Here is a 14024-nt window from a genome sequence, read left to right as displayed (position 1 = left end):
AAGGGATGCTTTTTGTATGTGGTGAATTTCTAGCAATGTCATATCGAGACAGCTTAAAATGTGGTACAATATTCGGGAGGTGAAAGCCAAACTATGTTCTTGAAAAGAATCGAATTAGCGGGATTTAAATCTTTCGCTGACAAAACCGAGTTAGAATTTGTGAACGGTATTACAGCCGTTGTTGGACCTAATGGATCTGGTAAAAGTAATATATCAGATGGAATCCGTTGGGTTCTTGGGGAGCAAAGCGCGAAAAGTCTCCGTGGTGGCAAGATGGAAGATATCATCTTTGCAGGTAGCGATGCCAGGCGTGCAGTGAACTATGGAGAAGTTAGCTTAACGCTGGATAACTCCGATGGTGCGCTACCGCTCGAATATAATGAAGTAACCGTTACACGTCGTGTTCATCGTAGTGGTGATAGCGAGTATATGATCAATAAGCAAGCTTGTCGCTTAAAGGATATTACAGAGTTGTTCATGGACACAGGAATCGGTAAAGAAGCTTACTCGATTATAGGACAAGGCCGTATCGAGGAAATATTAAGTACTCGTTCTGAAGATCGACGGGGGATATTTGAAGAAGCATCAGGTATTGTAAAGTATAAGTCTCGCAAAAAAGAAGCAAAACGCAAGTTAGACGATACGGAGCAAAACTTGTTACGTATTCACGATCTAGTAACGGAGCTTGAGGATCAAGTAGAGCCGCTGCGCAAGCAATCTGAAGTAGCTATTCATTTCAAGCAGCTTAAAGAACAATTGAAATCCAAAGAGATTTCGCTTTATGTGCATCAGATTGAAACGCTACATAGTGCATGGTCTGACTCGACGAATAAGTTAGAAAAGCTACAAGAAGAACAACTTAAACTGTCATCTGTCGTAAGTAAGCATGACGCTGTATTAGAAAGTGATCGCTTGCAATTACGTGAAATAGAAGCTCAGCTCGATGAACTGCATCAAGCGATGCTACAAATTAGTGAAGATGTTGAAAAATGCGAAAGCTATGGCGAGATTATTAAAGAACGAATTCTTCATAACGAGGCAACAAAGCTGACGGTAACTCAATCTATTCAAGTAACGGATGCGAAAATTATGTCCTTATCGCAAGAGGAAGTTTCTCTTCGCAGTAAGGCAGCTGAGATCGAAGAACAATTGAATGATTATCGGATTAAGCTAGCTGCTGAAGAAATTCGGATGCAAGGCGTGACGAGTGGTAGTGCCCAAGATGAAGAAGAACGTTTGAAAGGTGAATTACTGGACGTTTTCAGCTCAATGGCACAGCTTCGTAATGAAGTGCGTTATACACAGCAACAGCAACAATCATTACAGCGCCGAATGGAACGTATCCAAGAAGATGAAGTGAAATGGACTGGGCAGCAACGTACGTTAGAAGCGAAGGAGTACGAGCTGAATCAGTCATTAGCTGTCGTTGTTGCTGATATTAATAAGCTACGTACGAAAATGCTTACGGAAGCTGACGAAGCTCGTAAGTTGAATGTTTCACTTGAGCAAGAAAGTGCTAATTTACGAAAATTAGAACAAAAAATAGATAGTGACTTATCTCGTAGAGATACGATGAAAGAAATGCAAGATGCAATGGATGGTTTCATGCATGGTGTCAAAGAAATTTTGAAAGCATCTCGCAGTCAGCAATCAGGTGTTAGCGGCGTACATGGTGCTGTTGCAGAGCTGATACAAGTACCACAGCGTATTGAAACAGCTATAGAAACAGCATTAGGTGGAGCGCTGCAACATATCGTTATGCAAGATGAGCGAAGTGCGCGTACTGCTATTGCATATTTGAAGCAGCGTCAACTAGGTCGTGCAACATTTTTACCACTTGATGTTATTCGTGGTCGACGCTTGAATGAATCTGATAAGCGTATGATCAATGAACTCGAAGGATTTGTTGGTATTGCTGCTGATCTAGTAAAAAGTGAGGGGCAGTATGAGGAGATTGTCTATAGCCTATTAGGTAATGTGCTTTTAGCTGAGAATTTGGAACAAGCAAACCGCATTGCTTCACGCTGTCAGTATCGCTATCGTATCGTAACGCTCGAAGGCGATGTTGTTAATGCTGGTGGTTCGATGACAGGTGGTAGTCAGCAGAAGAAAGGCGCAAGCTTACTCGGTAGACATCGTCAGATCGAACAGCTCGATGAAGTCATTGCACAAACGAAACAACAAATAGAGCAATTGCGCGCGCAAATCGTAGACAATCGCAAAGAAATATCAATTCGCACACAAAATGCTGAGCAAGCGCGTGAGAAGCTTGAGCAGAAACGAGTCGAAGAGCAGCAGCTTAAAGGTGAACTTCAACAGCTCCAGCAAGAGATGAAGTTTTTGAATGAGCAGCAAGCATTATCTTCCTCCGATAAAAATTCTCAAACTTCCGAGAGTGTAGCTGCCGAACAGTCAATTAAGGTTGCAGAGCAACAGTTAGAGCAATTATCGATGCGGGATAAAATACTGCAAGAAGCGATTAGACTTGCTGAACAGACGCGTAAAGTGAATGAAAGTCAGAAAGAAGAACTGCAAGTTCAACTGACTGATCTGAAAATTGCTGTTGCTAAGCTTGATCAAGAGTATAGTAATTATGAGGATCAAGCTGGTCGTCTTAGAGATGAGATCGCTCGGACTAAGCATGAGCTTCGTCAACAGCAACAACAGGAGACTCAACTAACTGAAGCTCGAGCTAATTTGGATCATGAAGCTATTGAACAGGCAGGGCAACTTGTTAATTTGAAAGATGCTAAGCTGCAATGTAGCGAAAAGACCGATCATTATCGTATGCAACGATCTCAAAAATCAACAGGCTTGGAACAAGGGGAAAGCGAGACGAAGGATCAACGCATCAGTCTTCGTAATATTGAAGAGCAAATGCGTCAAACAGAAATCGTGCTTAACCGCCAAGATGTTGAATTAGATCATACGATTCGTAAGCTAAGTGAGGAATATAGCTATAGCTATGAAATGGCGAAAGAACAATATCCTCCACCAGAAGAGATCGCCCCGATGCAGCTTGATGTGAAAGATCTGAAACGTCAAATTAGCTCATTAGGTGATATTAATCTAGGTGCAATCGAAGAATATGAGCGAGTAAAAGAGCGTTTTGACTTCTTATCGGAACAAAAGGATGATCTGATGGAAGCCAAAACTACATTATATGAAGTCATTAAAGAGATGGATGATGAAATGTCGAAACGGTTCAAATCGACATTTGATGAAATTCGTAAACATTTTATCGTTGTGTTTAGTAAATTATTCGGCGGCGGTCGCGCGGATCTCATTCTAGTTGACACTAGCAATATTTTGGAGACAGGGATCGATATCGTTGCTCAGCCACCAGGTAAAAAGCTGCAAAATTTACAATTGCTTTCTGGTGGAGAGCGTGCTTTAACTGCTATTGCACTTTTATTCGCAATTTTACAAGTGAAGCCTGTTCCATTCTGCGTATTGGATGAGGTAGAAGCAGCGCTTGATGAAGCTAACGTATCACGCTTTGCTCAGTACTTACGTGAATTTTCTGAGCTGACGCAATTCATTGTCGTAACACATCGTAAAGGTACAATGGAAGAAGCTGATGTGCTGTATGGTGTGACGATGGAGGAAGGCGGCGTATCTAAGCTAGTCTCTGTTCGTCTTGAAGAGAGTCGTGAGCTAGACGGTGTAACTGCTTAAGTTTGAGAGGAAGCTTCAATAAGCGGACTTTGATAACGATGTGGTGCGTTGTAGCTTAGTCGGCATCGCATCTGAAGCGAACTTGGAAAGTGCGGTTCGCGTGTACCAACTACGTACACTTGCGCTTCCGCCTTTCTCAAGTAACGTATCACCTGCTCGGTTCTGAAAGCCCGCTTATTGAACCTCGATTGTAATAGGATGCTTCGAACAGCGGACTTTGATAGCGATGGGTATGCTAACGTAGCTTTTCATCAGCGAGGAAGTCAATCGAGTATGTCATGAAAAGTTTTGAGAGGATGTATACAATTATGAGTTTTTTCAAAAAGTTGAAAGAAACGATTGCTTCGAAAACAGAAGCGGTAACTAATGTATTTAAGGAAGGGCTGGCTAAAACTAGAACAGCTCTTGTGGAGAAGGTTGAAGAACTAATTACTCGCCGAAAAAAAATCGATGAAGAGTTCTATGAGGAGCTTGAAGAGATTCTAATCGGCGCTGATGTAGGTGTAACTACAGTTATGCAATTAATCGATGAGCTACGTGAGGAAGTGAAGAAGCGTAAAATCGAAAGTGCTGCAGAGTTGCAACCTATATTATCTGAGAAGCTTGTGGGGATGCTTAAAGGTGATGAAATTTCATATCTAAACGTTGCACCTGCTGGAGAAATTACGGTGTACCTATTTGTCGGTGTTAATGGGGTAGGTAAAACAACGACGATCGGTAAGCTAGCACATAAGCTGAAAAGCGAAGGTAAAAACGTATTACTAGCTGCCGGCGATACATTCCGTGCTGGGGCGATTGAACAGCTTGAAGTATGGGGAGAACGTGTTGGTGTTGATGTAATCAAGCAATCTCCTGGTTCTGATCCTGCTGCTGTAATCTTTGATGCCGTTCAAGCTGCAAAGCAACGTCAAGTAGATGTGTTGATCTGTGATACTGCTGGTCGCTTGCAAAATAAATCGAATTTAATGGAAGAATTGAATAAAATATTCCGTGTTATTCAGCGTGAATTGCCGACAGCTCCTCATGAAGTACTACTAGTGCTTGATGCTACGACGGGTCAAAATGCGCTTAGCCAAGCAAAATTGTTCGGTGAAAAAAGTGGCGTAACGGGACTTGTCCTAACGAAGCTTGATGGTACAGCTAAAGGTGGTATTGTTATTGCGATTCGCAATGAATTGAATATTCCAGTGAAGCTGGTTGGTCTAGGCGAAAAAATGGGCGATCTTCAAGAATTCGATTCCGATCAGTTTGTACATGCGTTATTCGCTGGTCTCATTCAGAAGGAAGCAGATCTAGAAGAAGCGTAGAAAATTAATTAACTACTATATAAGATAGAAAGCCACCTAGAAGAGGTGTTGTCTGGGATTCCGGATTACATGTTCTGCTAGGTGGCTTTTCTTCATACGACGAACACAATATGGTTGGTTGATTACAAAGCTGCATACAGTAATGAGAAATAGAAGGTGATGTTATGCTAGAAGAACAGTTACGAGCGAAAGAACTGTTTGATCATCATTATGGGAATAAGCTACAAATGTTCCGTGAAGGTCAACTTGATGAATACAAAGATTACAATATTGCACTAGAGCAAGAGACTGAGTGGATTAAACAATTAATTGACCACTATTCGGCTCAATTATCTATTCGAGATTGGGATGCTGTGCATCATCTAGACGTAATCGCAAACAATTATAAGGATAGTACTATTATTACAAATATTTTGTTGTTTTCTTCAAAACATTTGAACAGCGCTGATAGTATTGTTAAGCTCAAATATGCAGAATATATGAGTCATATTATTATTGTATTGAAAGACGTATTAACGAAGGAGCAGCTGATTGATGCGATCAAGAAGACGCTACTACTATTTGATAATGTAATGAAGGGGCAATTAGTCGTTGACCCTGGTCATGAATTGAATCTTCATCAATTAACGGATAAGAAGTCACTTAATATTCGTGCGAAGCGGGGCATTGATCAACTAGAGAAGATTTTTATATAGATGTATAAAATCAAAAATATCATTTCTGAAAAAATAATGTAACATTAGCAGAGCTCTAGACATTAATCTCTTATATTTCTATAATGAAGATATGATAGTTCGAAGGGGAATGACAGCCTTAGAATTCAACAATAGACCGTATTAATTAACGAATTTTTGATCATACAGCATAATATATAACTCAGTTATAGCTCATTAACTTTGGTTAGTGGGCTATTGCGGGAATTAAGCACATTGTGGATATTAATTACAATACATAACATACGAATAGGAAGGAAGTGCTTTCGAGTGAGACGCCTAGATATAAAAAAAATCAGAGGGAATGTAAAAAATATTGAATTATGGGGAAAGATTGAAGCGGGGGCGGATCTGAAGCTTAGAGATCCAAACTCAAGAAGAGTTCTAGTTATTACGGATTCAGTGAAGATTTACAAGCAGGTAGACCCTAGCAAGTTGGTTAGAGTTACTACGGGTAAGCCGATAGGGAGGGTAAGAGGTGAGAGAACAAAGTGATTTGAAACTGATGTTGGATGAGTGTAATAATATAACGGAGCTTTTGAGTAAGCGTATTGCTGTAGCTAGTATTATTACAGAAGCCTTTGTTAAAAAAGGGTTACCTTATCCTATTCTTGTAGGCGGTTCTGCGGTGGAGATATATACTGCGGGAAACTATACCACTTCTGATATTGATTTTGTTAATGATTTGAGTGGACAAGAATATGAGGTAGTAGAGGAGTTAGGTTTTGTTAGACTCGGAAAGAACTTATATCATAAAGGTACTGATTCTCTTACGGAGTTTCCAACAGGGCCTTTGTCCGGGGATAGAAGTAGAATAGTTTCTTATCGGTGCGAGGAAACTAATCTTAATGTTTATATAATTGGGTTGGAAGATCTGATACTGGATAGACTGGAGTCTCATTTCTCTACAAATGATTCTAGGAGCAAGGAATGGGCGCAGAGGTTACTATTGGCTTCGTATGATATGATCGACTTCTCATATTTACAAGGTGAAGCCCATAGGAGAGGTATAGGCGAACCTACGGTTGAGTTTCAAAAGAAGGTAAAACGGATGCGTAAGGATTTTGAAAAGTTCCTTGAGGACAATAATGATAATACTCCTGGAGTTTACCTTAAACTATTTTAAGACTAGAAGATATCATTCGCATATTAAGAAGCCCAGTACGATTTTCGATCTGGATTAATCTAAAGAACAAGTGACAAGTAAAACTACTTGACACATGAATGTGATTGCGTTATGATAATATTCGTTGCCAGGTGTAAAGGTAATCTACTTTACAGTGAAAGCCTATTGGTACATGCTTCAAAGGAAGTAATGGAGGGGAATGGAATGCAACATATAGAGCCAGATGCCCTAGCCAAAACAACACGCATTAATTTGCTGTTAGATTTCTATGAAGAGTTATTAACAGATAAGCAACGTACTATTGTAATCTATTATTACCATGATGATTTTTCATTGGGTGAAATCGCTACTGAATTTGGCATTAGTCGCCAAGCAGTGTATGATAATATAAAACGTGCCCAGCAGTCGCTGGAATCGTATGAACGAAAGTTAGGACTGCTAACTCGACATGAGCAAACAGTTCACCTGACGGAGCAATTAGAAGATCAGTTGGATCAACTACAGCTTCCGCTAGAGCAACGACAACATTTACAAACTGTCGTTGAACAGCTACGTTCTATAGAAATTATGACACAAATGGAGGCGATAAAGGATGGCAGCATTTGAGAGTTTGTCTAGTCGGCTGCAAAATGTTTTTAGCAAGCTAAAGGGCAAAGGAAAAGTTTCTGAAAATGATGTCGCTGAAGCGATGCGCGAAGTACGACTTGCTCTACTTGAGGCGGACGTTAACTTCAAAGTCGTGAAAGACTTTATAGCCAAGGTGAAAGAGCAAGCTATTGGACTCGATGTATCAAAAAGCTTTACGCCAGGCATGGTCATTATTGATATTGTTAATAAAGAACTTACTGAGCTTATGGGCGGAACTCAAGCAAAGCTTGCAAAAGCTAATAAACCTCCAACAGTTATTATGATGGTCGGTTTACAGGGGGCAGGTAAAACAACATCCTCTGGTAAGCTTGCAAGGTTATTGCAAAAGGGAAACCATAAACCATTACTTGTTGCTTGTGATATTTACCGTCCTGCGGCGATTAAACAACTTCAAGTTCTAGGTGAGCAGATCAATGCGCCAGTATTTGCAATGGGTGATCAAGTATCTCCTGTTGAAATTGCTCGTAACGGTTTGCAACAAGCCAAAGATAACGGTAATGATTATGTTATTTTCGATACAGCTGGTCGATTACATATCGATGAAGCTTTAATGGGTGAGTTGAAAGATATTCATGCCATTGTTAAGCCTGATGAAGTGCTCTTAGTCGTTGATGCAATGACTGGACAGGATGCAGTTAACGTCGCACAAAGCTTCCATGAACAATTGGAACTTACAGGTGTCGTTCTAACTAAGCTCGATGGGGATACACGTGGTGGTGCGGCTCTTTCTGTAAAAGCTGTAACTGGACAACCTATCAAGTTCGCGGCAATGGGCGAGAAGATTGATTCTTTGGAGCCATTCCATCCTGAACGTATGGCCTCTCGTATCCTTGGTATGGGTGATATGCTTTCTCTAATCGAGAAGGCGCAATCGGGAATCGATGCAGATAAAGCTGCTGAGATGGAACGGAAAATGCGTAATGCGGAATTTACCTTTGATGATTTCCTAGAGCAAATGGAGCAAGTCAAGAAAATGGGTCCTTTGGATCAAATTATGGATATGTTGCCAGGCATGGGTAAGATGAAAGGTAATATGAAAGATATGAAGGTTGATGAAAAGCAACTGGATCGCGTGGAAGCCATTGTCAAATCGATGACAAAGGAAGAAAAGCAAAAGCCAGAATTGCTTAATCATAGCCGTCGTAAACGTATTGCTACTGGTAGTGGTGCTTCTATTGTTGAAGTTAATCGACTGATCAAGCAGTTTGATGATATGCGTAAAATGATGAAGCAATTTAGTTCGATGATGGGCCCGAATGGACCTAAAGGTCTTAAAGGTGGCAAAAAAGGTATGAAGGGTATGAAAGGGCTTCTAGGCAAAAATATGAAGTTTCCATTCTAACTATAAGTAGTACTGAAGCAAAACATAGTTTGATTTATCGAAGGAGGTGAATTTCTAATGGCAGTTCGTATTCGTTTGAAACGTGTGGGTGCTCATAAAGCTCCATTCTACCGTGTAGTAGTATCTGATTCTCGTTCTCCACGTGATGGTCGTTTTATTGAAGAAATCGGTACTTATAATCCAATTGCGCAACCTGCAGTAGTATCTATCAACGAAGAAAAAGCGTTGAAATGGCTACAAACAGGTGCTCAAGCATCTGATACAGTTCGTGACTTGCTTTCAAGAGCAGGTGTAATGAAAAAATTCCATGAGCTTAAACAACAGAAGTAATAGCTTTTAGCTAATACTGTTGAGAAGCGGAGGGCTTTGTTGATGAAGGAATTAATTCTTGTCATAGCGAAGGCTTTAGTGGATCATCCGGAAGATGTGCGCGTTCATGTTAAAGATGAACGCAGTACGATTTACGAGCTTTCGGTTCATCCATCTGATGTCGGTAAAATTATCGGTAAGCAAGGTCGTATTGCGAAGGCGATACGAACTGTGGTGAACTCGGCTGCAACTAAGTCTAACGAGCGTGTGATCGTTAACATTCAATCATAAGTGAATGCGCCGTCAGGAGGGTTAGGATGAAAATCCTGACCCTCTTTTGGCATGGAAATGCGAAAAAGATTGCTAAGTAAGGGATGATAAAATGAGTGGAACTTGGTATAACGTTGGTCAAATTGTGAATACACACGGGCTAAAAGGTGACCTGAAAGTAATGTCACGTACAGACTTCCCAGAGGAGCGCTTTGCTGTAGGTAGCAAGCTCGTTATGTTCAATGAAGAAACAGGTCAGTCTCAAAATATTGAGGTTGTGAACTCACGTGAGCAAAAGGGAATGTACTTTATTAAGTTAAAAGGTTATAACGACATTAATGAAGTCGAGAAATTTAAGGGTTGGCTTATTAAAGTAGCTGCAGAAGATCAAGGCTCATTAGATGATGGCGAATATTTTTATCATCAAATTATCGGCTGTGAAGTATACAGCGATGCGAATGAAATGCTTGGCGTAGTGACAGAAATTCTATCTCCAGGTGCGAATGATGTGTGGGTTGTAGAACCGGAAAAAGGCAAAGGTAAGCAGATTTTATTGCCAGTTATTGATCCTGTCGTGCTTAATGTTGATGTGGTAAGTAAGCGAATTACTGTTCATTTGCTAGAAGGATTGGTCTAATATGAAAATTGATGTGTTAACTTTATTTCCCGAGATGTTTACTGGTGTATTTAATAGTAGCATTTTGGGAAAAGCTCACCAAAAAGGAATTGTTGAGCTTAACGCGATTAATTTTCGTAAATATGCCAATAATAAGCATAATACAGTAGACGATTATCCTTACGGTGGTGGCGGTGGTATGGTCTTGAAGGCTGAACCTGTATTTTCTGCTGTCGAGGAATTACAAGCTCAGGCGATAGAACCGCCACGTGTCATATTGATGTGTCCGCAAGGGGAAAGTTTCACACAGCGTAAAGCAGAGGAATTAAGTACGTCTAGTCATCTCGTTTTCATTTGCGGTCATTATGAGGGTTATGATGAGCGTATTCGTCAGCATCTAGTTACAGATGAAATATCTGTAGGCGATTATGTGCTCACAGGTGGAGAAATTCCTGCGATGACGGTGATCGATAGTGTGGTAAGGCTATTGCCAGGTGTACTTGGCAATGAGACAAGTGCAATTACGGATTCTTTCAGTACTGGATTACTGGAATATCCTCACTATACAAGACCCGCTCAATTCCGCGAATGGTCGGTTCCAGATGAATTGTTATCTGGGCATCATGCTAATATCGAGAAGTGGAGACGTGAACAATCGCTATTACGTACACTACAACGTCGACCGGATCTGCTTGAGCATATTGAGTTGTCCAAAAAAGAGAAGCAATGGCTAGACCAGCAGCGCAAATTGTTGAGTAACAAAAGAGGTTGTTCAAAAAGCGGACTTTGATAACGAAGTAATGCATGGAGCTTAGTCGGCATCGAATATGAAGCGAACTTGGAAAGTACGGTTCGCGTGTACCAACCACGTACACTTGCGCTTCCGCCTTTCTCAACTAACGCGTCATCTTCTCGATTCTGAAAGTCCGCTTTTTGAACTTGTATTTAGAAATGAACAATTAAGACAAGCCTATAAGTTATCATTGTATTGGTACTCTTTATATGATAAAATAGTAAATGTTGTTCGTATAACGGGTGGTCCGCTATAAATGATGATCTATTCAGAGGAATAGGAAGTTTATAAGAACATCTATGGTGAAAGGAGTTGAATATTTTGAATATCCTACAAGCAATTGCTCAGGAAAATCTTCGCCAAGACACACCTAATTTCCGTCCTGGTGACACGCTAAAAGTATATGTAAAAGTAATCGAGGGAACTCGTGAACGTGTTCAGTTATTCGAAGGCGTAGTAATTAAACGTCGCGGTGGCGGAATTAGTGAAACTTTTACTGTACGTAAAATTTCTTATGGTGTTGGTGTGGAAAGAACTTTCCCTCTTAATTCACCAAAGCTTGAAAAAATCGAAGTAGCTCGTCGTGGTAAAGTTCGCCGCGCTAAGTTGTACTACCTTCGTGACCTTCGTGGTAAAGCTGCGAGAATTAAAGAAATTCGCTAAAATGAATCATCAAGAGGAGCTTGTTCTATCAAGCTCCTTTTCGTTTTTTTTACATCTGCTAGAGTCAAGAGGAGGGCTGTACAATGGAACCTAAAGATGAGTTACTCGATCAACCAAAAGCTTCGACAGAAGACGTAGCTGAGCAGAATGGAAGCTCTCAAAATGAAGATAGTGTATTGGCATCCGGCTCTACAAGATCAAGTAGGAAACAACAAAAAGATAAGACTTACAAAGAGATTATCGATTGGATTAAGTCGATTGCGATCGCTATTATACTTGTTGCCATTGTACGTATTTTTCTGTTTTCACCGTTTATTGTTGATGGTGATTCAATGGAACCGAACTTTCATACTCATGAACGTGTTATTGTAAATTTACTTATATATAATATTAGCAAGCCTGAATATGGTGATGTTGTCGTATTCGATGTACCTGAAGAGGATAGACGTTTCATTAAGCGTATTATTGGTGTACCAGGTGACACTATAAAAGTTGAAGGTGATCAATTGTATATTAATGATCAATTGATTATTGAGCCTTATCTTACAAAAGTTATTGCAGAGAGTATGGCTGACGGATTAACATATAATGGGATTGGAGATTCGTTCAGTTTCCCTAATGAAAGATACCCAGATAATGTTGTCCCTGAAGGAATGTATTATGTGATGGGCGACAATCGAGGTTATAGTAAGGATAGTAGAGCTATAGGTTACGTATCAGAGGACGAAATTATTGGACGTGCTGATGTCGTAATGTGGCCATTAAATAAATTAGAGTTGGTTAAGCATTACAACTAGATGAGGTGACTTATATGGCGATTCAATGGTTCCCGGGGCATATGACCCGTGCCAAGCGTCAAATACAAGAAAAGCTGAAATTAATTGATATTGCGATTGAACTGCTAGATGCACGAGTACCAATTTCTAGTCGTAATCCAATGATCGATGATATTTTGCAAGGCAAGCCAAGACTCATTATTTTGAATAAATCTGATTTGGCTGATCCCGTAATGAATGAGCAATGGAAGCAATATTTTGAGAACGAAGGTCATACCGTTGCTATTGTAGATTCTAATACAGGTACGCGGGTCAATGAAATTCCGATTTTGACGAAGCAAATATTGAAAGCTAAGATCGATCGACAAATTGCTAAAGGCATGAATCCACGCGCGAATCGAGGACTGATTGTCGGTATTCCGAACGTAGGGAAATCCACACTAATTAATCGACTTGCTGGCCGTAATATTGCGATCACTGGTGACAAGCCAGGGGTTACGAAAGGGCAACAATGGATTAAAGCGGGTGGCGAGCTAGAACTACTAGATACTCCAGGGATATTATGGCCGAGATTCGATGATCAAGTTGTCGGATATCGTCTAGCGATGACTGGTGCGATTCGTGAGCAAATATTGAATATTGATGAGGTCGGCTATTATGCTATTAAAACATTGGCAGGCAGATACTGGGATACGATTGCTGAACGTTACAGCTTAACGATCGAAGCTCCGAAAGATCTTAATGACAACGAAGAGATCGTTCGTGTTATGGAGGAAATCGGCCGCAAACGTGGTTGCTTGATGAGTGGTAATCGAGTTGATCTTGATAAAGCATCGGGCGTTATATTACGTGATCTTCGTGCTGCGAAGTTAGGACGGATTACGTTAGAAGCTCCATTTGATGATATGCCTATAAGAGAGGTTAAGAAATAGATGTCTGATGTCATCGATTTGTTAGCTTTTGAAAAGGCGTTATGGTCACAGGGGATTGAACATATTGCTGGTGTGGACGAGGTAGGTAGAGGCTGTCTGTTCGGTGATGTCGTTGCCGCAGCGGTCATCTTACCGCCTGGTTGCATCATCGACGGGATCAATGATTCCAAAAAACTTACGGAAAAGAAACGTGAGCTGTTATATTCAGAGATTACTGAACAAGCAGTAGCTTATTGCATCGCGCGCATTCCAGCACCAATCATTGATGAACTGAATATTAAGCAAGCTTCGCGTCTAGCGATGAAGCAAGCAATTGAAGGTCTACAGGTTGCCGCGCAATTTTTACTCGTCGATGCCGAGGTCATTGATCTCGATATTCCGCAAGAAGGTATTGTGAAAGGTGATGCTCGTAGTCAATCGATCGGAGCCGCATCAATATTAGCGAAAGTCACTCGTGATCGTCTTTGCGAACAAGAGTGGAATGACTTATATCCGCAATATGAATTATCTAAGCATAAAGGCTATGGTACTAAAGTACATAATGCCGCAATTTTACAATATGGACCTACAATTATGCATCGTAAAACATTTTTGAAGAAGCTACTTGGTGATCAGTTAGAGAGTGTTTGGCCCAAGCAATAATTAACTAGCAATGATTAAATGTATAGTATAAATAATAGAAGCGACGTGTGCCCTAACTTAATGGATGGGATGCAGGTCGCTTTTTATATGAGGCGTGCCCAGAGGCACGCATTATCTAGTTGGTGAAAGTCCAACCGAAGGAGGGACCAAGCCACCTTCGTAGCTGGGATACCTGCGTATGGCGAAATCTGTGCGTAGAAGCGTATCGA

At 40.7% G+C, this 14024-nt stretch carries 16 protein-coding genes; 15 read left to right on the top strand and 1 reads right to left on the bottom strand.

The genetic code is table 11. The annotated features are described in order from the left end of the window. Nucleotides 1–93 precede the first annotated feature (93 nt). Nucleotides 94–3678, top strand: a complete 3585-nt coding sequence (gene smc, locus AC1TPB_RS19620; protein WP_482078083.1) for a chromosome segregation protein SMC — start codon at nucleotides 94–96, stop codon at nucleotides 3676–3678. Here the strand turns inward: smc and AC1TPB_RS19615 are convergent. Then, the gene (locus AC1TPB_RS19615) at nucleotides 3675–3818 is read right to left on the bottom strand and encodes a hypothetical protein (RefSeq protein ID WP_482078082.1); all 144 of its coding nucleotides are present in this window, start codon (nucleotides 3816–3818) and stop codon (nucleotides 3675–3677) included. The two genes, smc and AC1TPB_RS19615, sit on opposite strands and share 4 nt — an antisense overlap. A gap of 168 nt (nucleotides 3819–3986) precedes the next feature. Here AC1TPB_RS19615 and ftsY point away from each other — a divergent pair, with 168 nt between their 5' ends. The 14 genes from ftsY (at nucleotide 3987) to AC1TPB_RS19545 (ending at nucleotide 13815) form a co-directional block, all read left to right on the top strand. Beyond that, complete coding sequence (gene ftsY, locus AC1TPB_RS19610) at nucleotides 3987–4985, top strand: signal recognition particle-docking protein FtsY (protein ID WP_482078081.1); 999 nt, start codon at nucleotides 3987–3989, stop codon at nucleotides 4983–4985. Nucleotides 4986–5149: 164 nt separating this feature from the next. Beyond that, complete coding sequence (locus AC1TPB_RS19605) at nucleotides 5150–5680, top strand: hypothetical protein (protein ID WP_482078080.1); 531 nt, start codon at nucleotides 5150–5152, stop codon at nucleotides 5678–5680. Nucleotides 5681–5968: 288 nt separating this feature from the next. Then, the gene (locus tag AC1TPB_RS19600) at nucleotides 5969–6193 is read left to right on the top strand and encodes a hypothetical protein (protein ID WP_482078079.1); all 225 of its coding nucleotides are present in this window, start codon (nucleotides 5969–5971) and stop codon (nucleotides 6191–6193) included. Next, nucleotides 6177–6824 carry a DUF6036 family nucleotidyltransferase gene (locus tag AC1TPB_RS19595; protein ID WP_482078078.1) on the top strand — a complete coding sequence of 216 codons (648 nt, stop codon included), beginning with the start codon at nucleotides 6177–6179 and terminating at the stop codon, nucleotides 6822–6824. The genes AC1TPB_RS19600 and AC1TPB_RS19595 overlap by 17 nt, the downstream gene beginning before the upstream one ends. A gap of 204 nt (nucleotides 6825–7028) precedes the next feature. Then, nucleotides 7029–7430 carry a YlxM family DNA-binding protein gene (gene ylxM, locus AC1TPB_RS19590; RefSeq protein WP_482078077.1) on the top strand — a complete coding sequence of 134 codons (402 nt, stop codon included), beginning with the start codon at nucleotides 7029–7031 and terminating at the stop codon, nucleotides 7428–7430. After that, entirely contained in the window at nucleotides 7417–8814 is a 1398-nt protein-coding gene (ffh, locus tag AC1TPB_RS19585; protein WP_482078076.1) for a signal recognition particle protein, read from the top strand. Before ylxM ends, ffh begins: the two co-directional genes overlap by 14 nt. Nucleotides 8815–8871: 57 nt before the next feature. Next, a complete protein-coding gene (gene rpsP / locus AC1TPB_RS19580; protein ID WP_482078075.1) occupies nucleotides 8872–9144 on the top strand; it encodes a 30S ribosomal protein S16 in 273 nt (90 codons plus the stop codon). Nucleotides 9145–9186: 42 nt separating this feature from the next. Beyond that, nucleotides 9187–9414: a KH domain-containing protein gene (locus AC1TPB_RS19575; RefSeq protein ID WP_258199625.1), complete on the top strand. Its 228-nt coding sequence runs from the start codon at nucleotides 9187–9189 to the stop codon at nucleotides 9412–9414. Between the two features lie 91 nt (nucleotides 9415–9505). Beyond that, nucleotides 9506–10030 carry a ribosome maturation factor RimM gene (gene rimM / locus AC1TPB_RS19570; RefSeq protein WP_482078074.1) on the top strand — a complete coding sequence of 175 codons (525 nt, stop codon included), beginning with the start codon at nucleotides 9506–9508 and terminating at the stop codon, nucleotides 10028–10030. A gap of 1 nt (nucleotide 10031) precedes the next feature. Next, nucleotides 10032–10799 carry a tRNA (guanosine(37)-N1)-methyltransferase TrmD gene (gene trmD, locus AC1TPB_RS19565; protein WP_482078073.1) on the top strand — a complete coding sequence of 256 codons (768 nt, stop codon included), beginning with the start codon at nucleotides 10032–10034 and terminating at the stop codon, nucleotides 10797–10799. A 324-nt stretch (nucleotides 10800–11123) separates the two neighbouring features. Then, nucleotides 11124–11465, top strand: coding sequence for a 50S ribosomal protein L19 (gene rplS / locus AC1TPB_RS19560; protein WP_482061071.1), 342 nt, complete (start codon nucleotides 11124–11126; stop codon nucleotides 11463–11465). An 83-nt stretch (nucleotides 11466–11548) separates the two neighbouring features. Next, nucleotides 11549–12262, top strand: coding sequence for a signal peptidase I (lepB, locus tag AC1TPB_RS19555; RefSeq protein ID WP_482078072.1), 714 nt, complete (start codon nucleotides 11549–11551; stop codon nucleotides 12260–12262). Nucleotides 12263–12276: 14 nt separating this feature from the next. Then, nucleotides 12277–13173: a ribosome biogenesis GTPase YlqF gene (gene ylqF / locus AC1TPB_RS19550; RefSeq protein ID WP_482078071.1), complete on the top strand. Its 897-nt coding sequence runs from the start codon at nucleotides 12277–12279 to the stop codon at nucleotides 13171–13173. Then, nucleotides 13174–13815 carry a ribonuclease HII gene (locus AC1TPB_RS19545; protein WP_482078070.1) on the top strand — a complete coding sequence of 214 codons (642 nt, stop codon included), beginning with the start codon at nucleotides 13174–13176 and terminating at the stop codon, nucleotides 13813–13815. The last annotated feature ends 209 nt before the right edge of the window (nucleotides 13816–14024 follow it).

The sequence above is a fragment of the Paenibacillus sp. Y951 genome (assembly GCF_056786395.1).
This window is presented reverse-complemented; position numbering and strand designations above follow the sequence as displayed.